General features: G+C 31.2%; 20 protein-coding genes. 3 read left to right on the top strand and 17 right to left on the bottom strand.

The features are described 5' to 3' along the window. Positions 1–94 precede the first annotated feature (94 nt). The gene (locus APS56_RS04015) at positions 95–1,324 is read left to right on the top strand and encodes a type 1 periplasmic-binding domain-containing protein (RefSeq protein ID WP_211259733.1); all 1,230 of its coding nucleotides are present in this window, start codon (positions 95–97) and stop codon (positions 1,322–1,324) included. Between the two features lie 370 nt (positions 1,325–1,694). After that, entirely contained in the window at positions 1,695–2,117 is a 423-nt protein-coding gene (locus tag APS56_RS04010; RefSeq protein WP_054731139.1) for a secondary thiamine-phosphate synthase enzyme YjbQ, read from the top strand. Positions 2,118–2,122: 5 nt separating this feature from the next. Here the strand turns inward: APS56_RS04010 and APS56_RS04005 are convergent, their stop codons facing one another. Beyond that, a complete protein-coding gene (locus tag APS56_RS04005) occupies positions 2,123–2,932 on the bottom strand; it encodes an HAD family hydrolase (RefSeq protein ID WP_054724993.1) in 810 nt (269 codons plus the stop codon). A 171-nt stretch (positions 2,933–3,103) separates the two neighbouring features. Here APS56_RS04005 and mazG point away from each other — a divergent pair, with 171 nt between their 5' ends. Continuing rightward, positions 3,104–3,877: a nucleoside triphosphate pyrophosphohydrolase gene (gene mazG, locus APS56_RS04000; RefSeq protein WP_054724992.1), complete on the top strand. Its 774-nt coding sequence runs from the start codon at positions 3,104–3,106 to the stop codon at positions 3,875–3,877. Position 3,878: 1 nt separating this feature from the next. On the opposite strand, the gene APS56_RS03995 is transcribed toward mazG, so the two are convergent. From APS56_RS03995 to APS56_RS03920, 16 genes are all read right to left on the bottom strand, one after another. Continuing rightward, on the bottom strand, positions 3,879–4,685 hold the full coding sequence (locus tag APS56_RS03995) for a Cof-type HAD-IIB family hydrolase (protein ID WP_054724990.1): 807 nt from the start codon (positions 4,683–4,685) through the stop codon (positions 3,879–3,881). A 164-nt stretch (positions 4,686–4,849) separates the two neighbouring features. After that, on the bottom strand, positions 4,850–6,844 hold the full coding sequence (locus APS56_RS03990) for a DUF349 domain-containing protein (protein ID WP_054724988.1): 1,995 nt from the start codon (positions 6,842–6,844) through the stop codon (positions 4,850–4,852). A 104-nt stretch (positions 6,845–6,948) separates the two neighbouring features. Then, positions 6,949–7,713, bottom strand: coding sequence for a shikimate dehydrogenase family protein (locus APS56_RS03985; protein WP_236778458.1), 765 nt, complete (start codon positions 7,711–7,713; stop codon positions 6,949–6,951). Next, positions 7,682–8,701, bottom strand: coding sequence for a DUF368 domain-containing protein (locus tag APS56_RS03980; RefSeq protein WP_054724987.1), 1,020 nt, complete (start codon positions 8,699–8,701; stop codon positions 7,682–7,684). The genes APS56_RS03985 and APS56_RS03980 overlap by 32 nt, the downstream gene beginning before the upstream one ends. Beyond that, positions 8,701–9,621, bottom strand: coding sequence for a polyprenyl-phosphate transporter (locus tag APS56_RS03975; protein WP_054724986.1), 921 nt, complete (start codon positions 9,619–9,621; stop codon positions 8,701–8,703). The genes APS56_RS03980 and APS56_RS03975 overlap by 1 nt, the downstream gene beginning before the upstream one ends. A gap of 52 nt (positions 9,622–9,673) precedes the next feature. Beyond that, positions 9,674–11,062 carry a tetratricopeptide repeat protein gene (locus APS56_RS03970; protein ID WP_054724985.1) on the bottom strand — a complete coding sequence of 463 codons (1,389 nt, stop codon included), beginning with the start codon at positions 11,060–11,062 and terminating at the stop codon, positions 9,674–9,676. Between the two features lie 161 nt (positions 11,063–11,223). Continuing rightward, complete coding sequence (locus tag APS56_RS03965; protein ID WP_054724982.1) at positions 11,224–12,402, bottom strand: aspartate aminotransferase family protein; 1,179 nt, start codon at positions 12,400–12,402, stop codon at positions 11,224–11,226. A 30-nt stretch (positions 12,403–12,432) separates the two neighbouring features. Then, positions 12,433–14,181: an OstA-like protein gene (locus APS56_RS03960; protein ID WP_054724980.1), complete on the bottom strand. Its 1,749-nt coding sequence runs from the start codon at positions 14,179–14,181 to the stop codon at positions 12,433–12,435. A 125-nt stretch (positions 14,182–14,306) separates the two neighbouring features. Continuing rightward, the gene (locus tag APS56_RS03955; protein WP_054724979.1) at positions 14,307–15,218 is read right to left on the bottom strand and encodes a glycerophosphodiester phosphodiesterase family protein; all 912 of its coding nucleotides are present in this window, start codon (positions 15,216–15,218) and stop codon (positions 14,307–14,309) included. Positions 15,219–15,275: 57 nt separating this feature from the next. Beyond that, the gene (locus tag APS56_RS03950; RefSeq protein WP_054724977.1) at positions 15,276–16,850 is read right to left on the bottom strand and encodes a calcineurin-like phosphoesterase C-terminal domain-containing protein; all 1,575 of its coding nucleotides are present in this window, start codon (positions 16,848–16,850) and stop codon (positions 15,276–15,278) included. A 15-nt stretch (positions 16,851–16,865) separates the two neighbouring features. Beyond that, on the bottom strand, positions 16,866–18,299 hold the full coding sequence (locus APS56_RS03945) for a SusD/RagB family nutrient-binding outer membrane lipoprotein (protein ID WP_054724975.1): 1,434 nt from the start codon (positions 18,297–18,299) through the stop codon (positions 16,866–16,868). Between the two features lie 11 nt (positions 18,300–18,310). Next, a complete protein-coding gene (locus APS56_RS03940; RefSeq protein WP_054724973.1) occupies positions 18,311–21,748 on the bottom strand; it encodes a SusC/RagA family TonB-linked outer membrane protein in 3,438 nt (1,145 codons plus the stop codon). Between the two features lie 89 nt (positions 21,749–21,837). Further along, positions 21,838–22,761 carry a FecR family protein gene (locus tag APS56_RS03935; RefSeq protein WP_054724972.1) on the bottom strand — a complete coding sequence of 308 codons (924 nt, stop codon included), beginning with the start codon at positions 22,759–22,761 and terminating at the stop codon, positions 21,838–21,840. Between the two features lie 99 nt (positions 22,762–22,860). Further along, positions 22,861–23,439: an RNA polymerase sigma factor gene (locus APS56_RS03930; protein ID WP_054724969.1), complete on the bottom strand. Its 579-nt coding sequence runs from the start codon at positions 23,437–23,439 to the stop codon at positions 22,861–22,863. A gap of 132 nt (positions 23,440–23,571) precedes the next feature. Further along, complete coding sequence (locus APS56_RS03925; RefSeq protein ID WP_054724967.1) at positions 23,572–24,849, bottom strand: adenylosuccinate synthase; 1,278 nt, start codon at positions 24,847–24,849, stop codon at positions 23,572–23,574. 13 nt (positions 24,850–24,862) lie between these two features. Next, positions 24,863–25,315: a Fur family transcriptional regulator gene (locus APS56_RS03920; RefSeq protein ID WP_054724965.1), complete on the bottom strand. Its 453-nt coding sequence runs from the start codon at positions 25,313–25,315 to the stop codon at positions 24,863–24,865. Positions 25,316–25,341: the final 26 nt, after the last annotated feature.

Genomic DNA, 25,341 nt, shown 5'->3' with positions numbered 1-25,341 from the left:
ATAATTAGTTTTTGTTATTTCTAATATAGAAATGTAGAGAAACTTCATAAAGTTTTGTTTCAAATTGAAAAAAATAGTCTTTATAATTTTATTTATGTTTTTAGGAGTAGAGGTCCATGCTTCTTATATAATTATTCCCATGGATGCAGAAAGCCAAAAAAATCATTTGAAGGCTTACGGAATAACCTATTGGGTGCTTAATAAGCAATTAAAAGTTCAGTGGTTACTTAATTATAGAGGAGGTTCTTTTTTATTGCCAGATACAAAAGATATTCAACAAGAATGTCAGATTCGAGGTGTATCTTTTGAGGTTCTTTCCAATGATAAAGCCGAAAGTATTTTGGAAGAAATAAGCAGTCCGAGCCAAAATATGGAAGCGGTTGTTTTGGAAAAAGCACCAAAAATTGCAGTATACACGCCCTCAGGGAAATTGCCTTGGGATGATGCTGTAACCATGGTTTTACAATATGCTGAAATTCCATATGAAACCATTTATGATGAAGAAGTGCTTAATGACGGACTTCTTTTATTTGATTGGCTACACTTGCATCATGAAGATTTTACAGGGCAATATGGTAAATTTTATGGTATGTACAGGGCAGCATCGTGGTATATTGAAGAAAAAAAAGCTGCTGAATCATTGGCGGAAAAACTAGGATATAATAAAGTGTCTTCAGAAAAATTAGACGTTGCTTTAAAAATAAGAGATTATGTTGTTGGTGGAGGCTTTATGTTTGCTATGTGTAGTGCTACCGATAGTTTTGATATAGCTTTGTCTGCAGAGGGTATTGATATTTGTGAGCCTATGTTTGATGGCGATGCAAGTGATCCGGGTTATCAAAACAAAATAGATTACAACAAAACTTTTGCATTTACTGATTTCACTTTAGAAAGAAATCCTTTGGTTTATGAATTTTCTTCAATAGACATGACAAGAAACCGTACAGTTTCGCAAACAACAGATTATTTTTCCTTGATGGAGTTTTCTGCAAAATGGGACCCTGTTCCAACCATGTTATGTCAGAATCACACAGTTTTGGTTAAAGGCTTTATGGGGCAAACTACCGCTTTTAATAGAGATGAAATTAAATCGAATGTACTGGTAATGGGAGAAACAAAATCCAATGGCGAAGCTAAATATATTCATGGTATTAAAGGAAAGGGTTTCTTTACATTTTATGGAGGGCATGACCCAGAAGATTATCAGCATCGGGTAGGAGATGCAAAAACGGAATTGGACTTGCATCCAACATCTCCTGGTTATCGTTTAATACTCAATAATGTGTTATTCCCAGCAGCAAAGAAAAAAAAGCAAAAAACCTGATATTTTTATTCTATATTTTCAATAACATATTCGCTTAAACATATAAATAAAACCATCTGACCCGTTTTCATTAGTTGTTGTGTTTTGGTCTATGACGAATTGTTCCTTAGAAATACCCCCACAAACGTTTATTAAATGCCAATGTTACATATATTTGTGCTTCGCTATAGGAGCTGTTTTCTGTTGAATAGTAAGTTAATGTGATATAATTTAGAAGAATTGTTACAATAATATATTTCACAGTGAATTAATTAGGTTATTATTAAAGAGTTGATAATCTTACTAAAAGGCTGTGTTTAATGTAGGAAATAAGGCAGTCTTAATTGTTTTTAAGATTAGTTTTAAACGTGTTATTAAAGTAGAAAGTGATATGATATTTTTTCAAAAGCAAATAAAATTAAAAGCTTACCCTAGAGGGTTTCATTTAATAACAAATGCTATTCTTGATGTAATTCCTGAAATTGAAGACATAAAAATGGGTCAGATGCAAGTTTTTATTAAGCATACTTCTGCAAGTTTAACTATTAATGAAAATGCTGATGATACAGTAAGAGCCGATTTTGAAAGTCATTTTAATAAAATGGTGCCTGAAAATGCTCCTTATTATCAACACACTTACGAAGGATCTGATGATATGCCTGCACATATAAAAGCATCGGTATTAGGAGCTTCGGTTCAAATACCAATAACAAACGGACAATTAAATTTAGGAGTTTGGCAAGGTATTTATTTGTGTGAACATAGAAATTATGCAGGATCGCGTAATATGGTTATTACAGCATACGGTATATAGATTTATTAATTTTTACTTTTTTCTTTTACCAGTTTTTCTAAAATATGTTCAACACCAAATTCATCATTGGTTTTTGTTTCAAAACGAGCAACTTTTTTGACATTAGGATGCGCATTTTTCATGGCATAGCTGAAATAGGCAAGTTTTAGCATTTCTAAGTCATTATTATAGTCACCAAAAACCATGGTTTCATCTGAAGAAATATTATAAGAATCTTGTAATAGTTTAATGGCATGACCTTTATTTGCTAAGTTTTCAGAAATATCTACCCAATGGTGAGCAGATGTTTTTACTTTAAAATTTGCTTCTAAGTGTTTTACATGAGGGTAGATGTATTTTTCAGAGTTTTCTTCATGGAATAAGGCTACCTTATAAATATCCTCATAAATTTCAGAAGTATTTTCAATAATGGTATAGTAAGGATAGTATTCGGTTAAAATATTCAATAATTTTTTAGAACCGCTTTTAACAAAAGCTTTGGTTTTTCCACAAAAAACAGGATGCGTATTTTCTAAAGGTTGTATTAAGTTAATAATTTCCAATAGGCTATCTGCTTCTAAAGGAGTAGATAAAAGTGTTTCTTTATTTTTAGAAATAAGTCCACCATTTTCTGAAACAATGATAATATCATTTTTTATAGTATTTAATTTTTCTGTGATACTATAATGTGGTCTGCCACTTGCTGCTACAAATAAAATATCATGAGTTGTCATTTCTTCAAATAGTTTAAAAAAATGCGAACTTACTTCATGTTTTGAATTAAGTAACGTACCATCCATGTCTGTTACCACTAACTTTACTTTAGATAAATTCATAATTGGGCAATTATTGTACAAATGTAATTCACTAAATTTAAATGGAAGGATTTACTTCGTTAATTTATAATTAAGACACCATATTTATTGCTTGTTTTTTATTTATAGCCAGGTGTAAAAACATTTATAATTGTATTTTTACTCATATTAAATTATGATTTAAATATTTTTATGAATTCCAGAGATCAGCAATTAAAAGCGTTTGACCGATTATTAACTATTATGGATGAATTGCGTGCGCAATGTCCGTGGGATAAAAAGCAAACCATGGAAACTTTAAGACATTTAACTATTGAAGAAACATATGAATTGGGTGATGCTATTTTGGATAACGATTTAGAAGAAGTAAAAAAAGAATTAGGCGATGTGTTATTGCATATTGTTTTTTACTCAAAAATAGGAAGCGAAACAAATGATTTTGATATAGCGGATGTATGTAATAGTATTTGTGAAAAATTGATTAATAGGCATCCTCATATTTATGGAGATGTAAAAGTTAAAAATGAAGATGATGTTAAGAGAAATTGGGAAAATTTGAAGCTTAAAGAAGGTAAAAAAAGTGTATTAGAAGGGGTGCCTAACAGTTTACCTGCTCTGGTTAAAGCTAACAGAATTCAAGAAAAAGTAGCAGGTGTAGGTTTTGATTGGGAAGCCCCAAATCAAGTTTGGGAAAAAGTAGAGGAGGAGTTAAATGAGTTTAAAGCAGAAGTAGAATCAGGAAATAAAGATGCTATGGAAAGTGAATTTGGTGATGTTATTTTTTCAATGGTCAACTATGCGCGTTTTTTAAACATTAATCCTGAAAATGCTTTGGAGCGTACTAATAAAAAATTCTCGAAACGGTTTCAATACCTTGAAGAAAAAGCAAGATCAATCAATAAGCCTTTAAAAGAAATGACTCTGGCCGAAATGGATGTATTTTGGGAAGAAGCAAAAAAACTTTAACTTATTTTATTAAATCTTTTATAGCTTTTGCAACACCATCATTTTTATTCGTGTCGGTAATCTTATTGGCAATTTTCATAACGGCATCATTTGCATTTGCAACAGCTACTCCCATACCTACAGATTTTAGCATTTCTACATCATTATAATTATCGCCAAAAGCAATAATATTTTCCATAGAAATTTCAGAATAACAATTTTTTATTAAAGATTCAATGGCCGTTTTTTTTGATATTGATTTTTGTGATATTTCAATATAAGTAGATTTAGAGCGATAAAGCATAATATCATCACGGCATTCCATTTCTAAATTTTTGTACAAAGTGTCTATTTCTTTTTCATCACCCATACACATAATTTTATGAGCGCCTTTTTTTTCTTTAATCCATGTTTTTAAAACCGCATTATTGGATTTTACAACAGGCATTACTTTGGTGTTGTTGTATTCTCTTTTTGCCCAATAATCCAATGCTGGTACGTACCATTCATCTGCATGGTATAAACTTAAGTGTATACTGGTGTTTTTACATTTTAAAATTATGGTTTCCAGAATTTTGTTACTTATAAAAGTTGATTCTAATACCGTATCATTATTTACTATATAGCCGCCGTTATATGCAATTAGTGGTGTGTTTAAATTTCCAATTTCAACTTGCAAATGTCGCATGGCGCTTGGCATTCTTGAAGAAATTAGTATAAACGGAATAGGGGATATGCGTTGAATTTCTGCTATGGTGACTTGCGATAATTCACGGTCCTTATTTAAAAGGGTTCCATCTATATCGCTACAAATTAATTTATACTGCATGTTGAAAAAAAATTAGTAAAAAAGACGGCTGTTGGAAAAGTGATAAACAAAATCATTCATAACAAAATAAGAATCCATATCTTTAAAATTAGAAGAATATAATTCTAAAGATGTTTTATTGTATTTAGAATACTACTTTCCAATTAGCTACATATTTGTAAATATTAATAAAGCTCCTTAATTTTACTAAGTTTAGTTTTCCAGAGTTTTAAAGTGTTTTTGTGTTCTTTTATATTGTTATGGACTTCTTTTACAAGCGGATTGTCATCTTTAACATTTGTGAAAAATTGCAAATTATTTTCTAATTGATTGATTTGCCCTTTAACCTCATCTATTTTTTTACGGATAAAACTACGTTCATTATCTAAGTTACGTTGATTGTCTTCGCTATTTAGATCTTCTAATTTACTTTCAAATTTAATAAGTTCAATGTCATTTTTATTAATCTTAGAACTAGATAAAAGTTCATCTAACATTTTATTGAATTTACCTTCTATATAACGTTTGTCATTAGGAACTCTTCCAATGCTGTTCCATTGAGAAATTAAATCTGTAATAGTTGCTAAATCTTTTTCTTTATCTCCAGTAATTTTTAAAGTTTTTAAGGAGTCTAAAAGTTCATATTTCTTATTAAAAGCATCCAGGTTTACTTTATTAGCAGCATTTTTAGCGGCGTGCAGGTTATCAAAATAATGATTACAAGCAGCTTTAAATTGTTTCCATATTTTATCACTGTCCTTACGCGGTACATGGCCTATTTTTTTCCAATCATTTTGGATTTTTTTCATTAAAGGCGTAGTGGTTTCTTTATCTTCATTATCCTTATTGTCTTCGGCAATTTTAATAAGATCTAATTTTTTTTGAAGATTGGTGTATTGTTCTTTTTTTAAATTTTTATAAAATGCATTTTTATTTTTATTAAATATTCTAACCGCAGCTTTAAATTTAGACCAAGTTTCTTCATTAACCTTAATGGGAACTTTACCAGCATTGAAAAATGCTTCTCTAAGAGCTTCAATTTCTTTTATTTTTTTCTGCCATATACCATGAGAAGCTATTTTTTCATTGTTAATAGCTTCAATGTTAGCAATAATTTCAAGTTTGTGTTCTAAGTTTTGCTCATGGATTTTATCAATATGTTGATAGTATACTTGGCGTTTATCATTGATTATTTTAGTTGCTTTTTTAAAGCGTTCCCATATTTCTTCACGATGCTCTTTGCCAACAGGTCCCAATTCTTCTTTCCACATTTTATGGAGTTCCTGCAATTCTCTGAAAGAACGCATAACGTTATCATCTTGTGCTAATTCTTCGGCACGCTCTATAATTAACAACTTTTTTTCTAAATTATGCTTAAAGTCTAAATCGCGTAAATCTCTATTTAGATGAAGAAAATCATAAAACATTTCTACATGGTGATGGTAGCTATTCCAAGCATTGTTGTATTTGTCTCTAGGAATTGGCCCAGTGTTTCTCCAACGTTCTTGTAATTCTTTGAAATGTTTATAAGTAGTATTAATATTTTCTTCTACATTAATTAAGCCCTTTAATTCTTCAATAATTTCTAATTTATCGGCTAAATTTTGTTTAAGATTATTTTCTAAGCTTTTATAATGTTCATGTATTTTGTTTCTGTATTCTTTGTAGGCTGTTTTATACCTTTTTTGAACAGGACTAGAGTAATAAAAGTCAATTTCATTACCTCCATCATTTAAAAAGTCTTCCTTTTTCTCTTCTACTAAAGCATTGAATTTTGTTTTAAACTCATTGTTTATATTATCTACATGCTTTTTAATAGCTTGTATTTTTTCGTTTTTTATGAGTTTTTCCAATTCGATAGCAAGGGCCTCTAACGACATTTTATCGTATTCTTTTTCTTCAATTTTATGACGGTCTTTATTGCCTTCATCTTCAGCATCTTCTGCATTAGAATCATCAATTTCATTCAATACGTCATCGTTTGTATCGTCCGCTTTTGAAGTCCCTACTTTTTCTTCTTGAGTAGGAGTCTTTTTTTTAGATGTTTCTACTTCATCAGAAACCTTTGAGTTTTCTGTTTCTGTATGTACAGGCTCTTTTGGAGTCACTTCGCTATTCTCGATGTGCTTCTTAATTTCTTCTTTTCCATCTGCTTTAGGCAGGTTATCTAGCTCAGACATTTTTAAAAATGTTTAGGTTCATTAAAATTCTTTAGTCTTTAAAGATACTAACTACTAAAGTAATTACAAAAAAGTGAGGATGAATTATACGTATGAAATTGATATTAATACAATTTCCAAATAGACCAAGATTTTTCAGCTTGAAATTCTAACATTTTTAATCCATTAATGGTAGTTGCTTTTTGTTGTTTTCCTAATTTTAAAAATTTAGTTTCCTCCGGGTTATAAATTAAATCAAAAAGCACATGGTTTTCTGAAATGCCTTTATATGGAATGTCTGGGCAAACATCAATATCAGGAAATGTGCCTAAAGGTGTACAGTTAATAATAATTTGGTAATCATTTATCATTTCTTCTGTAAGCATATTGTAAGTGAAATTTAGACCTTTTACAGAATTTCTAGACACATAGCGGTATTCAATTTTCAGCTCTTTTAGGGTATATGCAATGGCTTTACTAGCACCTCCAGTTCCTAAAATTAAAGCCTTTTTGTGTTCAGGTTTTAAAAATGGTTTGAGTGTTTTTTTAAAGCCATAGCAATCAGTATTGTAGCCAATAAGTTTGCCTTTTTTTGTGATTTTTATAGTATTAACGGCACCTATAGCTTTCGCTTTTTTGTTGATTTTATCTAAGTATGGCATTACTTCTTCTTTGTAAGGTATAGTAACGTTCATACCTTTCAGTCCTTTAGTATTTTTTATGATAGAAGGAAATGATAAGATGTTTTGAATATCAAAATTTTCATAAGTAATATCTGTAATATTTTCATTTTCAAATTTTTTTTTAAAATAAGATCTAGAAAATGAATAGGATATGTTTTTTCCTAATAGGCCTAATTTAAACATGCGTTTTTCTCGTTTTTTGTCCATAAATTTCAAGTGCCAAAACAATCACAATTCCTAATATTATAAATCCAATAGCTATGTAGGTGTTGGTATTTAAATCGGGTATGTAGCGGGCGTAATTTTTAATAATTTTTTCTCCAGAAGAATCTAATAAATAATTACCATCACTGGTTATTTTATAAACTGTTTTCTTCCATGGCCAAACCACACCTAATGAGCCAACAATAAAGCCAATGATAGCAGATAGCGTGATGCTTTTATAATGTTTTAAAATATAACTTAACAAATGTGAAAACGTAACTAACCCTGTTACAGAACCTAAAGTGAATACAATAAGAACTTTTAGCATTCTTAAGCGTTCAGAATTATTGATAAAACTAAAATCACCCCCAATAAGTTCATAAACAGTAGCAGAAAGTGCATTAACAGAATCAACTAAAAGTAATACATAATTACCTAAAAGGATTAAAATAAACGAACCTGAAAAGCCTGGTAGGGTCATTCCTGAAACACTAATGATTCCACAAAAAAATACAAACCAAAGATTGTCGTTTTCTTTAGCTGGATTTAAAAAACTAATGCTTACACCTAAAACAATTCCAATGATTAGCGATAGGTAAGTTTGGTAATTCCAGTCTTTAAAATTTTTATTAATGTAATAGATAGAGCCAATTATCATACCGAAAAAAACACTCCATACATAGAGTTCATAATGTTTTATTAAATAATCTAAAATTTTTGAAACACTGAAATAACTAACTATCATTCCGAAAAATAAAAGGCTTAAAAACCGACCATTGATATAATTATAAAAACTTTTAAAGCGTCCGTTAAAGAATAATTTGAAAGCTTTGCCGTTTACTTTGCGTAGCGAATAAATAAATTCTTCATAAAAACCAGCTACAAATGCAACTACACCACCAGAAACACCAGGTACTTTATTGGCAGCCCCCATTCCTAATCCTTTTAGGATAAGAAAAATTTTATCGGTTAGTGTTCTTGTACTTTGCATTAATCTTTTTTAGATCCTAATTTCTCAAGTATAAAAATAGTTAAAAAGCCAATAATCATTAATAGTAAAGCCAAAAAGAATTGATTGTCTCCATTAAAAGAAAACGGAGACACACTTTTTTCAATTAAAGGTGTTTGTAGTCCTTTGGAATCTATATGCCATGTTAAGGTTTCTTTCCAAGGCCAAACTTTATTCAATGAGCCAAAAATAAAACCTGTGAGCAGGGCTAATGTGATATTATGATAATTTTTAAACAACCATTTTAATAAGTGACTAAAACTCAAAAGGCCAACTAAGGCACCAGAAGCAAATACGGTTATTTTATTTATATCAAAATCGTGAAGAGCATCACTCAGTGTTTTGTATGCTCCTAAAATGATGAGAATAAATGAACCAGAAATTCCAGGTAAAATCATAGCACAAATAGCTATGGCTCCTGCAAAAAACAAATAAGTTGTACTATCGTTGGCTCCTAATGCAGATAGAGATGAAATGTAAAATGCTACCACAGCTCCTACGATTGTAGCTATGATGGTTGATGTACGCCATTTAGTAATTTGCTTTCCAACAAAATAAATACTTGCAATAATAAGTCCAAAAAAGAAGGACCAAATTAAAATTGGTTCGTTTTCTAACAAATACTTAGCGATTCGCATAAAAGAAATAAAACTAACAATGATGCCTAATAAGAGAGATAGAATAAAACTGCCATTTAGTTGTTTCCAAAAAGCAGGAACACCTTCTTTGAAAAGTGTTTTGAAAAGGCCAACGTTCACATTACTAATTGTAGTAATAAGCTCTTCGTATATTCCAGAAATAAAAGCAATGGTTCCACCAGAAACTCCAGGTACAGCATCAGCCGCACCCATGGCAACTCCTTTTAAGCTAATAACTACGTAGTCTATAAATCGTCTTTTCATCTGCATTTTTTTGTGATTGCTTCAAAAATATACAATTTTAATAGACCGTTTACTATAGTTTTGTTTTAAGTAAGTTTTTTACTTGAATTTTGTTAGTAACTTCAGGAAAAAGTTCATCAATTATAAAGGTGTAATCTTCATTAGAACTAAGACCATTTTTTAGATGAAAAGTACCTTTATCAATTTCATTTAACGAGAAATATAGGCCAGCTAAACGATATTCAATTTCAGCATTTTCTGGATAAAATTCTGCTGCTTGTTCAAAGTTGTATATGGCCGTTTGTGATTCTCCTAATTTGATTAATAAATCACCCCGAGTTAGCCAAGTATTTAGTTCATAATTACCTAATTCTAAAGCTTTTTTTAGCCCGTGTTCTGCTTCTTCAAAAAGGCTCAGTCTCATATTTATTTGAGCATATAGTTTCCAATAAGATATGTTTTCAGAATCAATATTAATAGCTTTATTGATATAGTATAGTGCTTTTTGGAAGTTTTTCTTTTTGTTGTAAAATTTAGTTATTGCTACCCATCCTTTATCTAATAAAGGGTCTTCATGAACTGTTTTATAATAGTATTGAACTGCTAAGTCGTCTTTTTTTAATTTTTCATAACAGTATCCTATACGCAATAAAGCAAAAGAAGTGGGATCGTCTAATTTTAGAGTAAAGGTGTAGCTTTCAATTGCAGCCTCAAAACGTTTTAATTTTTCAAGCACTTTTCCTTTTTCGAGATACGCTCCAACAAAACTATCGTCCGAAATAATAGCAAAATCGAAAGCAGACAATGCTTTTTTATAATTTTTTTTGTTATAATATTGAGTTCCTAATTGGTGCCAAGCGACTTCAGAATAAGGATTGGTATCTAAAAAGGTGTTTAAATATTTGATAGCTTCATCTGTTTGCTCTAAAAAATCAAAACAGTACATGATGTTGTAAAGGGCAGAGTAGTCTTGTTGGTCTTCTTCCAAGCATTTTATGAAAAATAACTTTGCTTCTTCATATTGATCCAAGAACAAATGCTCCATACCTATTAATGAGTAAAGATCCACAACATCATCAGTAAGCGTTAAGGCTTGTTTTAAAACATTAATGGCTAATTCGTGCTCGTCTTTTTTCGATAAAATATTGGCTTTTTGTATAAAAATCTCTTCATTATTCGGATCAATGAGATATAATTCATTGAGTAATGCATCTGCTTGAATAAGTTTGTTTTCAAACACATAAATTTCTACATTGAAAAGTTTTAAGTTGATGGAAGTAGGGTGTTGTTCTAAGCCTAATTTAATAGCTTTTTTTGCTAATGACATTTTGCCATGGTTGAGATAGTGGTGGATGATGTTTTCAAATTCTTCTGAATCAAAGAACAAAATATTGTTCGTCTTCAGCATGGATTCAAATTTTGATAGCGGTAAACTATAATTGTCATCATGACTAAACTCCATAGGCACATTTGTAAGTTTCTATTTCAATAAATTTAAGGCTATCAATCAATTTTATATAGGTATAGCCATAAATGTTTTTAACAAAGTAATGAACAGCCTCGTTTTATAAAGGTTTTGGGTGTTTATGTGTTGATTTTTAGAAAGTTGAATTGTTTTGGTTTTTATTTTATACTGTTTAAAATGTCTAAAATAATATGACAACCTTTAACAATTTCATCTTTTGTGATGGTTAGTGGCGGCGTAATTCTTACTGCTTTAGGTTCAAAAAGTAACCAAAACAAAATTAATTTGTGTTTTTTGCATTCAAGAATTAAGGTGTTTGCAATGTCTTCTGAAGTCATTATTAAGGCTAACATCAATCCCTTTCCTCTAATTTCTTCAATTAAAGGATGTACTAAAGTTTTCCTAATTAAGGTTTCTTTTTCTAATGTTTGAGCCATTAGATTTGTTTCCGAAATTTCTTTTAGTGTAGCTAAAGCTGATGCTGCAATTAATGGATGCCCTCCAAAGGTGGTAATATGCCCAAGTTTTGGTTGGCTCATTAGTAAATCCATGTGGTCACTGGACGCAGTAAAAGCTCCAATAGGCAAACCACCACCTAATGCTTTCCCTGATACCAAAATGTCTGGAGTGCAGTTGTAGTTTTCAAAACCGAAAAGTTTTCCTGTTCTACCAATACCTGTTTGGATTTCATCTAAAATCAATAAAGCCCCCACTTTATTGCAGCGTTCCCTTACTTTTTTTAGATAATTGTTGTTTGGTTCAATAAATCCAGCACCTCCTTGTATGGTTTCTAAAATAACTCCTGCCGTTTTAGTGGTAATTGCGTTTAGGTCCACTTCATTATTGAATGTAATAAAAGTGATGTTTGGCAATAATGGTCTAAATGCTTGTTTGCGTTCTTCGTAGCCCATAACACTCATGGACCCCATGGTATTTCCATGATAACCGTTTTTAGCGGCTATTATTTCAGTACGACCAGTAACCCGTTTGGCTAACTTAAGAGCCCCTTCTGTTGCTTCAGTGCCAGAATTTGTTAAGTATGTTTTCTCTAAAGGAAAAGGAAGGTGTTTAGCCAATAATTTACAAAGTTCTACTGCTGGTTTTTGAATGTATTCGCCATATACCATGACATGTAAATATTTATCAACCTGTTTTTTGATGGCGTTGGTGACTTTAGGGTGACTATGCCCGAGGGGACAAGCGGAAACACCAGCTACAAAATCTAAGTGTGCATTATTATCAGTGTCATAAATATAACATCCATTAGCGTGTGAAACCTCTATTCCTAAAGGGTGTGGAGAAGTTTGTGCTTGGTGTTTTAAGAAATTAGAAATCATAGTATTGTTTCTATTTGACTTTTATTGAATCTACTTTGCCTTTTTTGTTTTAAAATTTTGGGATAAATTTTTCTGTGTTTTTAAAGTTTGATTACTGTCATTGGTAGTTGTATCTTCATTAGGATCTAAAAGATTCTCGTTAAAAAAATCTTCTTGTGGTACATAGTCTTGTAAACCTTTAATAGTAGGCAAATTTAAAGGAGGATCGTCTTTAAATAAATCTTCTATACTTTTAGGGCGTTCATCATCACGCCAATCAAATCCTTTTAGTATTTTATCTCTTTCTGCAAATTTTGAAAGGGGGTGTCCTTTTCCATCTACTTGGTTTAAACGCCTGAATTCTACTATCTCACTTTCCTCAAAATAAATTTCAATGTATCCAGATCGTGCTTTATCTATGGCCGTTAATTCGCCTTGTTCATTTCTAGCATAAAAAATAGATTCAGCATTTTTTATAATATTAACTTGTTTAAGTTTGTTTTCATCATTAAACAGACCAACAAGCCGTTGACCTGAAATTTGGTTATATCCTGTTCCTAGTGAATCTTTACTGATAAGAAAGGCATTTTTGAATACGATGAGCGAATCTAATTTTTCAGCTTCTGGATTGGATATTAGGTGGATGGTATCTCCTGTCATTTGGTTTTCTTCATTCCAAAGGATGGGTTTGCGTTTTGTTGAAAATTGATCTCCGGTACCTAATCGAGCAATATTGATAAGTTGAGTGAGTCCTGTAGCTTGATTGGAGTGTACAGAATCTGCTTTAGCACTCATATCTGATTTGAATAGCCTCATGTTTCTGTAGGCTCTAGTGATGCGTTTTTCAGGTTTACCTGTTACTAAAAGTGTGTCTGCATGTATGTAAACAGAATCTTTTTCTTGAACCGTTATAGCTAAAGCGTGTTTTGTAATAAATAAAGAGTCTAATGCTTTATATAATTCAGCATAATGTCCTTTGATAATACTATTATTTAACGTGTCTGTGACTTTTATGTTATTGGTTGCTGAAGCAAAACTCCTGTTGTTATTAAAATATAAACTATCGCCTTCAATGATTCGATTATCATAATCAATATTAGCATTTTTCATAGCATACCCTATTTTGGTTTTTGTGTCATAAAAACCTTTTTCGCAATATGTTTTACTCTCATCGGTGGTAATGGTTGAGGGACCAAATAAATAGGCATGACCTGTATCTGAATAAAAATCAAAATAATTGGAGTTAATAGTTGCATCGGGATTTACTAAAACCACATCTTCTACAAATTGATATTTTTTTATAGGCATATAATACCTTCCAATTTTGCTTGTAATGGTGCCAGAGGTATCTTTAACAACGGTGCCACCATTTCTATAAAAAGCTTGTTGCCTTTCTCGGTCAAAATATAAGGTGTCTGATGTTATTGTGGAACTAGGGTCTTTAAGTTCTACATTACCACTAGCAAAGGCTAATTTTGTAATACCACTGTAACTAATATATTTGGATTTCATAGTAATGGTATCGTTATCAATCATTTTTACATTTCCATAAGCTTCAATAAAGTTATCTTGACTATAAAAATAGGCTTTATCGCACCACATATTAGTGCTACCATGAATAATATGCACCTGTTGCGATTCATCTCTTGTTAAAATTCTAGCACCTGGATAATTGGACTCGTCTTGATTTAAAAAACCAGAGTATTCAATTTGAATTTTCTTTTTTTCTTGACCTTGAAATTGGGCAATTGTAAAGAAGCTAAAAAGAAGGATAAGATATGTAGGTTTTAATGTTTTCAATATAGAATAAGTTTGCGACAAAAATAACGATTATTATAACGTATAATTGTATGTATATAAAAAACGCTTCAATAATTTTTGAAGCGTTTAGTTGTTATTAAAAAAAATGTTCTGATTTCTAAAAATTAATGCAGTAAGTTCATTACGCGCTCAGGATAATCGGTGATGATGGCATTCACCTTTAAATTAATCATGTTTTTTATATCTTCTTCATTATTAACTGTCCATGGAATCAATTTTATATTTAAAGATTTTAAAGAATCGACAGTTGGTTTATTATCTACTAATTTAAAATGGGGGCTATAAATTTGTGGTTTAAAGTCTAATAACTTTAAATTGTTTTTAATACTTCCTTTGGAAACTAAAAAAGCGATTTCAATTTCTGGATGTTTTTTGTGTAAAATATTAAGAGGTTTAGGGTCGAAAGATTGAATGTTAACTTTATTTTTAATTTGTTTTTCCTGAATAACTTGCATGACTAAGTCAACAAATACATCGGGATTTGGTTGATAAATACCATAAACTTCTTCATTTGATTTTATTTCTATATTATATTTTACTGAGGGTAATTCTTTTTCTTTTATTTCATTTTCAATAACATCCAAAACTTCACTTAGTAAAGGTTTATAAGTTTTCATCTTTTGCTGATAAGGGAAGTTTATATTGATTTTAGAACCACCATCAAATGTTTTAATACTATCATAAGTCATATGATATAAATTATAATTTTTTTCTTCAGATTTTGAAATGGTATCTCCTGAGGGTTTTGTCATATATAACGAAGACATATATGGTTCGTGTGAAACTACAACTTGGTGGTCTTTAGAAATAATAACATCTAATTCAAGAACATCAACACCTTTATGAAGAGCACTTAAAAAACCTTCAATAGAGTTTTCTGGCAAGTTTCCGCGTTCACCACGATGGCCTTGAATTTGTATTTTAGTTTGCGTATCAGTTTGGCTGTTTTCTGTTTTAGATTTGCAACTTACACAAACTATTAGAGCTGAAAATATCAGCGTTTTATAAATATTCATGTTACTTTTATTAAAAAAAGCTTGTTTAACATTTTTGGTTAAACAAGCTTTGTTGTTTTATTGTTTAGGAGCTTCTAAGCGGTAAGAACTAGTTTGTGTATATTCATTTCCAAACATGTCTGTAGCTTTAATTTCAATGGTATGTTCACCAATTTCTAACTTTGTAGGTATAGAGCCGTGCCACAAATGGTTGCTTATTACTGGGTTTGAAGATCGTCTTCCTGCCATTAATTCGGTTGTAGTATCCCATTCATAAACCAGAGCTACATAAGATGGATCGTAATCTTGAACATGTGTCATAGGTTGCCACTCTCCGGTATCAATTCTATATTGTACAGTATCTTTTTCACCACCCATAAAAAAATTAGCATAAATTCCAGCCTTTGTTCTTCTACCATGAGCAACAACTTTTGGTGCAAAAATTTCTATTTGATAGTCTTTTGGTTTTCCTGCTACTTTATATTCTATATTATATTTGTTATCATTAAAATGTAAAAAAGCATAACCTTTAGGTGTTCCGTCTCGCATAGTTGAAATAGGAATTCCTTTTTCGTTTAATTTACCCGAATACCAATCACCAGAGGTTGTTCCTACATTATATTCATGATGTGGTTTTTCTCTTAACCAACCTTGTGAAGCATCAAAAAATGTTTGTTTTTGAATATGTGTATGAGCTGACAGAGATAGTGTATTTGGGTAGTCTTTTAATAAATTGAATAATTGTTCTCTGCTTTCATCTTTAAAACTATCACCGTTAGGTTCGCTTAAAGGAATATGAAATGCTAAAACAATTAAATGGTCTTTTGGAACAAACTTTAAATCATTAGCTACAAACTTTAACTGATCTTCACGAAAGCCACCCCAATAACCTTTAGAATCTCTTGGATCTGGATAAAGAATATTATCTAAAACTATAAAGTGAACTTTACCAAAGTTAAAAGCATAATTTGCTGGACCAAAATGAGCTTCATATGTTTCATCGCTAATATTATCTGTTTTAGCATCATAGTTCATATCATGATTTCCCATTACATTATACCAAGGAATACCAATTTCTTTTACGGCATCAATGTATGGGTTGAATAAACTCAAATCGTCACCTACTAAATCACCTAAACTAAGTCCAAAAGGGACATTTTTTATAGCCTCAACTTCAGAAACGATTCCTTTTTTAAAGTATTCAATTTCTTCTATGGTATATGCTTGTGGATCGCCAAATACAAGGGCTGTAAATTTATTATTTTCCTCAGTTTTGATTAAACCAAAATCAACTGATTTAGGAAGTTTTCCTGTGGGCAGTACCCCTTTAAAATTTAAAACAGGAGACCCTTGTGGTTTATGGTTATAAAAGAATTGAGGTAAGTTATTAGTATTTGTAGCTACTTGGTATCCAGACGGTTTTATAACAGAAATAATATGGTCAGTACCAATCGGAAGTTCGTACTTTCCATTTTTATCTGTTAATACCACTTGTTCGCCATTTGTTACAGCTACATTGCTAATGCATTGTTCTTTTCGGTCTTTTTTATTGTTTTGATTTATGTCGTTGTAAACATAACCAGAAACTTTACTTTGTGCAGCTATCCCTAATGAAATTAGCATCGCACTTATAAAAATAAAAATTGTTTTCATCATTGTATATTGTTTTTAATTATCCCACCAAACAGTTGTATTTATATCATCTGGACCACCTAACATTTCTACAGCTTTTGTATAGTTTGATGCGTTATTAATTTGAACATCAGCAGGGTAGTAGAAACGTGCTGGCATTTTTTTATCGTTTAACATGGCTTCTGTAGTAGGTAAAACGGGTAAGCCTGTACGTCTATATTCAAACCATTGTTGATAATCAACAAAGTAGAGTGCGTAGTATTTTTGAAGCATGATTTTTTCTAAAGACCCATCGTATTTGGTATTTGGATTATCAAAATAAGTTGAGGGCATTTCAATATTAAATTGTTCAATGGCAGCTGTAACACCGTTGTTGTAGTGTGTCTCTGCATTAGAAGTATAGCCCCGTTGAGCCAATTCAGCTTTGATTAATTCCACTTCGGCATACGTTAATAGAAAAATTTGCATAGGGTTGTTTACTTGGCTTGTGTTAAGAGCAGAAGCACTATAGGTAAATTGTGATTCAGGACCATCATAAGCACTAGGGATTCCTTTGTATCCTATTTCTACGTTGTTTAAATCTCTTGCAATAGTAGATATATAAGCACGTCTTGGGTCATCAAAATCATTTAAATTGTCAATAAAGAAAGTTGTTATTTTGGTGAATAAGCTGAAATCTTGTGGTCTACCCCAAGGAGAAACATTGGGTGTAACACCTGTGACTTGTAAGATAGCAGATTCTTCATTGCTTTCAAAAACAGGGTAAATGGTTGGGTTATTAACCATAGTTGTCATTTTTTGAAATGCATTGGTTTCGGTTCTGTTTGAAATTCGAAGTAATAACCTTAAGTGTAATGAATTTGTGAATTTTTGCCATTTTTCAACATCATTAAAGAAAAGAATATCATCAGCATATGCCATGCCTTTGCTAACATCATAAATACTGTTTGCTCTTTCAAGGTCAGCAAGAATAGTTTCATAAATATGTTCTTGTGAATCGAACGCAGGATAAAAATTTCCCTCATCACCTTTTACAGCCTCAGTCATTGGTACTGGACCAAATATATCAGTAAGGTTTGCGTAAACCATGGCGTTTAATGTCAGTGCAATGGCTTCGTAATTTGCATCTTCTAATAAAATAGCTGCCGAATGCATTTCTTTGATATTATTAAGCCATATGTAGTAATTAGTCCATGATGAATTACCAGCACTTTGACTTACATCATACCTGTGTAAACCTCCAGAAACACTAGGGAATGGGAGCGATACTTGCATCAAATCGAATGTAACATTAGCGCTTCTGCCTGCATTGTGGCTTGCAAGACCATAGATAATTGGATTTATTAAGGTTCCAGGACTAATTTCGTTAATACGGTTAGGGTCTTCATTAATTTCTGCAAAATCATTTGTGCATGATACTACAATAGTGAAACTAAGTAGCGTACAGAATAAATATTTTAATGTTTTCATTTTTATAGATATTATAAATTTACTTTTAAGTTAAAACCATAGGTAGCAGGTGATGGCATTTGTCCCATTTCAATTCCGGGTAAAATAGTATCACCATTTAAAGCCGCTGTTTCAGGGTCGTAAATAGGGAAATCAGAAACAGTGGCCAAGTTTCTTCCAAAAACAGAAATACTTAAGCCTAAAATTCCTGTGTTTTTTAAAGATTTTTGTGGAAAGTTGTATTGTAAACTCATTTCTCTTAATTTTAAGAAAGATGCATCAAATGAGTTAGATTCTACATTAGCACGACGGTAATAACGATTGTACCAATCGGGTGTTATCGCAGCTGTTGTATTTGGAGAATATGTTCCATCAGTATTTAATACAACACCATCACCTGTTATAAATCCAGTTTCTCTACCTTCATAAGTAGATGTTAATTTACCTTGTTGTATAAGTTTATGATTAGACTGTGAGTATACAATGCCTCCGTATTGACCATCAATCATAACATTAAAAGTGATATTTCCAAAACTAAAGCTATTGTTTAAACCGGCTTTCCAATCTGGGCTGGCATCTCCTATGTATTGAATTTCATCTGGATAGGCTGGTAGTCCTGCATTGTCATAAACAATAGCTCCTTCTGGAGAACGAACAAAACCAAAACCGTAAATAGCAGTTGTTGTACCGCCTACCTTAGCTAATAATGTGGCATTACCACCAGAACCTATTTCTTGTTGGCCATCAATACCATCGGCAAGTTTCATCACTTCATTCCAGTTTTTAGACCAAGTAAATGTACTTTTCCAATTGAATTTTTCGTTTTTAATAATTTTCCCTCCCAAGGTTAGTTCAATACCTTGGTTTCTAACTTCACCAGAATTTAAAACACCCGAACTGTAACCCGTAGTAATATCTAACGGTACTGAAATAATTTGGTTTTTAGTGGTTGTTTCATAAATAGTAGCATCTAAGTTTATTCTGTTATTGAATAAGCGAGCTTCAATTCCTGTTTCGTAACTAGTAGTGATTTCTGGCTTAAAATTGGCATTGAATAAATTAGTAGCAACGGATGCCGAACTAGCAAATGCACTTTGGCTATAATATTTGCTTGTTTTGTAAGGGTCGGTGTCATTACCAACTTGGGCATATGAAAAACGGTATTTTAAGTAATCCATAGCAGTTGGTAAGTTAAATATTTCAGACATGATAAAACTAGCATTAGCAGAGGGGTAGAAAAAAGAATTGTTTTCTATGGGTAAGGTGCTAGACCAGTCATTTCTTCCTGTTAAGTCTAAAAATATTTTGTTACCAAAAGCAACCGAAAACAAGCCATATAAACTGTTTACTCGTTTGTTTTTGTCGTAGGTTTGAATAAGTGGATTGTTTATTCCGTTTGCTAATTTGTAAACCCCTGGTACCACTAAACCGTCAACAGAAGCATCAGTTCTTCTGTATTTATAGTCCATTGAATTACCTCCTACCGAGGCAGAAAAAGAAAACTTATCACTAATTTCATTATCATAGCTTAATAAAAAATCGGTATTAACTTCTTGTTTCCACACATCTTGTGCTTCGTAAAATCCTTGTTTGTATCGATTTATACTATATGGCCTTTTCTGTTCTCTTTCTTGATAATAAGTATTTAATGATGTTCTTAGCATTAATTTTAATTGCGGTGCTAATTGAATATTACTAAAGATATTTCCAACTATTTGATTACTAGCTAAGGCATTGGTAGCTTCATATGCTATAGCGTACGGATTGTCTATGTATGAACTAAAAGGTTGAATTTGTTGTATTTGATTCTGACCCTGTTTCCAAATATTACGATACCAATCTAAATCTACATTGGGGTTTTGAAAAATCATGAAGTAAGCAATAGAGCCATTATTGTATCCAGTACTTGGTAAGTTATCACTATTTCTATTATTGTAGTTTATAACTGATCCAATTTTTATATGCTCTGAAACTTGATAATTAGCATTTAAAGAAGCTGTTATTCTTTCAAAACCAGTATTAGGCATAATCCATTCATTTTTAGAATGTCCAACAGATAATCTCATAGACCCTTCATTATTTCCACCTTGAATAGATATGTTATTAGTTGTAGTAACTCCAGTACGCCAGTAATCTTTTCTATTATCTTCATAAGGTTTCCAGAGTTCACGTTGTAATGATTGCCCTTCTAAATTAGGGTCGTATTGGTAATAGTATTGACCGTTAAATTCAGGTCCCCAAGCACTACTTGTTCCACCAGTGCTATTGCCATCTTCAGAAGAACCATAAGAATAATAAGGGTTTCCTTCTATATCAAAGCTTTTTCCGGTTCCTTGACCGTATTTATATTGCCAATCTGGCCAGCGTTGTATAACATCCAAACTGATATTTGAATTGTAAGTAATACCTAATCCTTTAGACTTTTTACCAGATTTGGTAGTAATAATTAATGCCCCATTAGCTGCTCGACTACCATAAAGAGCTGTTGCTCCTGGACCTTTTAAAACAGTTACATTTTCAATATCATCTAAATTTAGATCTGAAATGCCGTTACCGTAATCTATAGGAGAGTCTTCTCCAATATAAGCATTGGATGATCCTGAGGTTGTCATTTCATTATTAACAGGGACACCATCCACCACAATAAGTGCATTATTACCATTAGCATTTAAAGAGTTGTTTCCCCTAAGTGTTATTTGTTGTGAATTTAATGGTCCAGAACCTGATGATACAATATTCAATCCTGCAACTTTTCCTTTCAACCCAGACGACCAATTGTTTGGAGCTGTTTGTGCCAAGCTTTCGCTTTCAACTGTAGATTGTGAAAACCCTAATTTTTTTTGTTCACGTTTAATACCTAAAGCAGTAACTACTATTTCGTTTAAACTATTTACGTTTTCTTGTAGTGTAATTTTTAATAAGGTACCAGGAATAGCTTTTACGGTTTTATTGACATATCCAATGAATGAAATTTCTAATTCTGCATTTTCTGTAGTTAATGCTAATTCGAATACTCCATTGAAGTCTGTTGAGGTGCCATTAGTAGTACCTTTTTCAATAATACTGGCACCAGGGAGGGGTAAGCCACTTTCATCTACAACATTGCCTTTAACAACTTTCTGTTTTTTTAAATTTAGAACAGTAATGGTGTTATTTAAAATTTTAAATTGAAACCCAATTTGCTTAGTTAGCTTTGATAAAACGGTTTTCAAATCTTCATTTGTAGAATTAATAGAAACTTTTTGAATTGTTTTTGTAATTGAATTATCAAAAATAAAAGTGTAATCTGTTTGGTTTTCAATTGCAGAAAAGACCTCGGTTACTAATGCATTTTTAATATTTAGGTTTACCTGTGTGTTATCTGATTTTTTTGAATTTGCAGAGGCTAAGTTTATAGTTAATAGCGTACAGATTAAATAAAAATATTTAAAGGATAAATAATTTTTAAAAAAGTGTATTTTAGTATTCATTTTAAATAATTAACGTTAATTTTTTTAATGTTATTTGTTATAGTGCCCATTTTCGTTGCCGCGGAAATGGGTTTTTTTGTTTGGTTACTCTATGTTTTTTTTCTTATAATTATCTGGTTAGGTGTTAAATATTCTATTTTTAAGTTTTTGAGTAATGCAATACTTTTTATGACGTTTTTCAATGTTTCATTATTAAATTTCCCAGAAATGGTTTCCTGCTTTATGTCTTCATCTACAACATTTATAGAAACATTGTACCAATTTTCTAAAATTTTAATAGTATTTTCTAAAGTCTCATTGTTAAGTACAATAATGTTTTTTGTCCAAGCCATTAAATCATCACTATTGTTGTAACTTAAATTTTGTCTCCCATTATTTACAAACAAGACTTGCTGATTTTTTGTTAAAACAACTTTGTTTTCAGGGTTGTTTTTAGATTTAACGGATACTTTACCAGTATTTACACTAACTATTGTTCTGTTGTTAATGTTTGAATTGATATTAAAAGAAGTTCCTAATACTTGAGTTTTTGTATTATTTGTTGTGACAGTAAAAGGTCTTTTTGTGTTTTTTACTACTTTAAAGAAGGCTTCACCTGTTAATTGTATGTTCCTTTTTTTATTAAAATTATTAGAATAACGGATACTGCTATTAGCATTTAAAAATACACTACTTCCATCTGGCAGTGTGATTTCTTTTCGTTCGCCTTTTAATGTTGTAAGTGTTGTTTGGTTTAAGTTTAAAAATGAAAATGCTAAGCCACTACCAATAAGTAATATAAAAGAAGCTGCTATTGAAATGTTTTTATAATTAATGAGATTGACCTTTTTGAATACATGAGCATCAATGGCACTCTTGATTTTATTTTTTTTATTAGAACTTAAATTGATGGGTATGGATTTATGCTTTTTTTGCATCGTTTCATAAAAAGCTTCAATTTGTTGCTGTTCTTCTTTAGTAGCTGTTTTGTTAGCATATTTTTCAGCTAAGGAAATAAATTTTTTTTCTTGCAAAATGTTCTTGTTTTAAAGCAAGTCGCAATATTGAAGTTTAACACGTAGAAGAAAATGTGACTTTAACGGTTTCTTAAAGTAAGATGTGTTTTGTTTACTCTAAAGAAACATTACAATAACAAATCCGATAATATGATTGGTTTTTAAAGTTGATTTTAATTCTTTTAAAGCATCACTTATATGCTTTTCAACTGTACGGATAGATATGTTTAATTTTTTAGAAATTTCAGTGTTTGATAATTGATCAAACCGACTAAGAATAAACACATTTTTGCATTTGGGGGTTAATTTTTCAATTTCTAAAAATACTTGTTTTTTAAATTCTTCGTATTCTATATTGTCTTCAGATGTATTTGAGTTGGCAATGTTTTGAAGTACCTCGGTATGAGTTGACGTGAATTTTAAATCTCTTATATGGGTTGCTATTTTAAATTTAATAGCTTTAAATAAGTAGCCTTCAATATTTGTTATTTCTCTAGCTTTTGCTTTTTCCCAAAGGCTAATAAAGACTTCTTGGACAATATCTTCACAAATTTTTTCTTCTGTATAGATGCGATAGGCGTATGCATACAAAGAACTCCAATATCGATTGTAAATTTCGTTAAAAGCACCTTCATCTCCTTGTTTTAAAAGGATTTGAAGTTGGTTGTTGGATAAGTTTTTGTGAATTCTTTTCATAAATACAGAATACAAACAAATGTACTTGCAAAATGAGATAGAAGAAAGGTATTGAGTTTAAGTTATAGTTAAGAATGATATAAAAAAAAGACCACTAATTAGTGGTCTTTTTTTATATAAAAGAAATATTATTTATTTATTTCTAAAAATTGTTTGCTTTCTATCAGGTCCAACAGAAACAATTGTAATAGGTATTTCTAATTCTTTTTCTAAAAAGTCTATATAATCGTTTAAAGCCTTAGGCATTTCTGATGCGTCAGACATGTTGGTTAAATCTTCTGCCCAACCTTCTACTTCCGTATAAATAGGTTCAACATTTTCTGGCTCTATGTTGTAAGGGAAATGCTGAATAATGTCTCCTTTATACTTATAGGCGGTACAGACCTTTAGGGTTTTAAAACCAGAGAGCACATCACCTTTCATCATCATTAATTGAGTTACGCCATTTACTTGGCAAGCATATCTTAAAGCAACTAAATCTAACCAACCACAACGACGAGGTCGCCCTGTAGTAGCACCAAATTCGTTACCAATACGAGCCATATCTTCACCATCTTTGTCAAATAATTCAGTAGGGAAGGGGCCAGAACCAACACGGGTAGTATAAGCTTTAAATATACCAAAAACTTCACCAATTTTATTAGGAGATACCCCCAGGCCAGTACAAGCACCAGCTGCAGTTGTATTACTAGAAGTAACAAATGGATACGTTCCAAAATCAATGTCTAATAACGAGCCCTGTGCTCCCTCAGCTAAAATAGTTTTATCAGATTTTTGAGCTTGGTATATATATTCTTCAGAATCAATGAATTGTAATGATTTTAAAACTTCAATAGCTTTGAAAAATTCCGTTTCAAGTTCTTTTAAATTATATTCAATATCCACATTGTAAAAAGATATCATGGACTCGTGTTTGTTAGCCAATGCTCTGTAGCGCTCTTTCCAATCACTTAATTCTAAATCACCAACCCGAATACCGTTTCTACCGGTTTTATCCATGTATGTTGGACCAATACCTTTTAATGTTGAACCAATTTTAGCTTTTCCTTTTGAAGCTTCACTAGCTGCATCTAACAAACGATGTGTTGGTAAAATAATATGTGCTTTACGCGAAATAACCAAAGATTTTCTGTAATCTACATTTTGATCTTCAAGTTTGTCTAATTCGCTCTTAAAAATGACAGGGTCTATTACCACACCATTTCCAACTAAATTAGTTGTGTCTTCATGAAATATTCCAGAAGGAATAGTATGTAACACATGTTTTTTGCCATTAAATACTAAAGTATGTCCTGCATTGGGACCACCTTGAAAACGTGCAATAATGTTGTAATTAGAGGTAAGTACGTCAACAATTTTTCCTTTGCCTTCATCTCCCCATTGTAATCCTAGTAGTAAATCTACTGCCATTGTAAAAAATTAGTTATTTAGTTTCTTTTCTTTTTCCGTAAAAGTAAAGTGAGTGGTTATTGATTTCAATATCAAATACCTCCTCGATAGTTTTTTTTATAGATTGAATGCGTGGATCACAAAATTCTATAACTTCACCTGTGTCTGTAAGTATAACATGGTCATGTTGTCTATCAAAATATGATTTTTCATATTGTGCTTGATTTTGACCAAATTGATGCTTTCTTACCAATTTACAATCAAGAAGTAATTCTATTGTATTATAAAGTGTTGCACGTGATACACGGTACTTTTTATTTTTCATACTAAGATATAATGATTCAATATCAAAATGCTCAGTACTATTGTAAATTTCCTGTAGTATGGCGTAACGCTCAGGTGTTTTTCTGTGTCCGTTTGTTTCTAAAAAGCTTGTAAATACGCTTTTAACAATCTCTTGATTTTTATTATCTGCTTTTGCGTTCATAATTTCGTCAGCAAATTTACACTTTT

The sequence above is a fragment of the Pseudalgibacter alginicilyticus genome, from assembly GCF_001310225.1.
GTDB lineage: Bacteria > Bacteroidota > Bacteroidia > Flavobacteriales > Flavobacteriaceae > Pseudalgibacter > Pseudalgibacter alginicilyticus.
The sequence above is the reverse complement of the archived record's forward strand: the minus strand, read 5'-3'. Positions and strand labels throughout refer to the sequence as shown.

Bases quoted from the DNA above. Each gene is read 5' to 3' on its own strand.
- APS56_RS04015 (WP_211259733.1), top strand. From the start codon at position 95: ATGTTTTTAGGAGTAGAGGTCCATGCTTCTTATATAATTATTCCCATG.
- APS56_RS03925 (WP_054724967.1), bottom strand. From the start codon at position 24,849: ATGGCAGTAGATTTACTACTAGGATTACAATGGGGAGATGAAGGCAAA.
- APS56_RS03995 (WP_054724990.1), bottom strand. From the start codon at position 4,685: ATGCAGTATAAATTAATTTGTAGCGATATAGATGGAACCCTTTTAAAT.
- APS56_RS03970 (WP_054724985.1), bottom strand. From the start codon at position 11,062: ATGGAGTTTAGTCATGATGACAATTATAGTTTACCGCTATCAAAATTT.
- APS56_RS03955 (WP_054724979.1), bottom strand. From the start codon at position 15,218: ATGAATATTTATAAAACGCTGATATTTTCAGCTCTAATAGTTTGTGTA.
- APS56_RS03930 (WP_054724969.1), bottom strand. From the start codon at position 23,439: ATGAAAAGAATTCACAAAAACTTATCCAACAACCAACTTCAAATCCTT.
- APS56_RS04010 (WP_054731139.1), top strand. From the start codon at position 1,695: ATGATATTTTTTCAAAAGCAAATAAAATTAAAAGCTTACCCTAGAGGG.
- APS56_RS03985 (WP_236778458.1), bottom strand. From the start codon at position 7,713: ATGGACAAAAAACGAGAAAAACGCATGTTTAAATTAGGCCTATTAGGA.
- APS56_RS03990 (WP_054724988.1), bottom strand. From the start codon at position 6,844: ATGTCTGAGCTAGATAACCTGCCTAAAGCAGATGGAAAAGAAGAAATT.
- APS56_RS03920 (WP_054724965.1), bottom strand. From the start codon at position 25,315: ATGAACGCAAAAGCAGATAATAAAAATCAAGAGATTGTTAAAAGCGTA.
- APS56_RS03940 (WP_054724973.1), bottom strand. From the start codon at position 21,748: ATGAATACTAAAATACACTTTTTTAAAAATTATTTATCCTTTAAATAT.
- APS56_RS04005 (WP_054724993.1), bottom strand. From the start codon at position 2,932: ATGAATTTATCTAAAGTAAAGTTAGTGGTAACAGACATGGATGGTACG.
- APS56_RS03950 (WP_054724977.1), bottom strand. From the start codon at position 16,850: ATGAAAACAATTTTTATTTTTATAAGTGCGATGCTAATTTCATTAGGG.
- mazG (WP_054724992.1), top strand. From the start codon at position 3,104: ATGAATTCCAGAGATCAGCAATTAAAAGCGTTTGACCGATTATTAACT.
- APS56_RS03945 (WP_054724975.1), bottom strand. From the start codon at position 18,299: ATGAAAACATTAAAATATTTATTCTGTACGCTACTTAGTTTCACTATT.
- APS56_RS03965 (WP_054724982.1), bottom strand. From the start codon at position 12,402: ATGATTTCTAATTTCTTAAAACACCAAGCACAAACTTCTCCACACCCT.
- APS56_RS03980 (WP_054724987.1), bottom strand. From the start codon at position 8,701: ATGCAAAGTACAAGAACACTAACCGATAAAATTTTTCTTATCCTAAAA.
- APS56_RS03975 (WP_054724986.1), bottom strand. From the start codon at position 9,621: ATGAAAAGACGATTTATAGACTACGTAGTTATTAGCTTAAAAGGAGTT.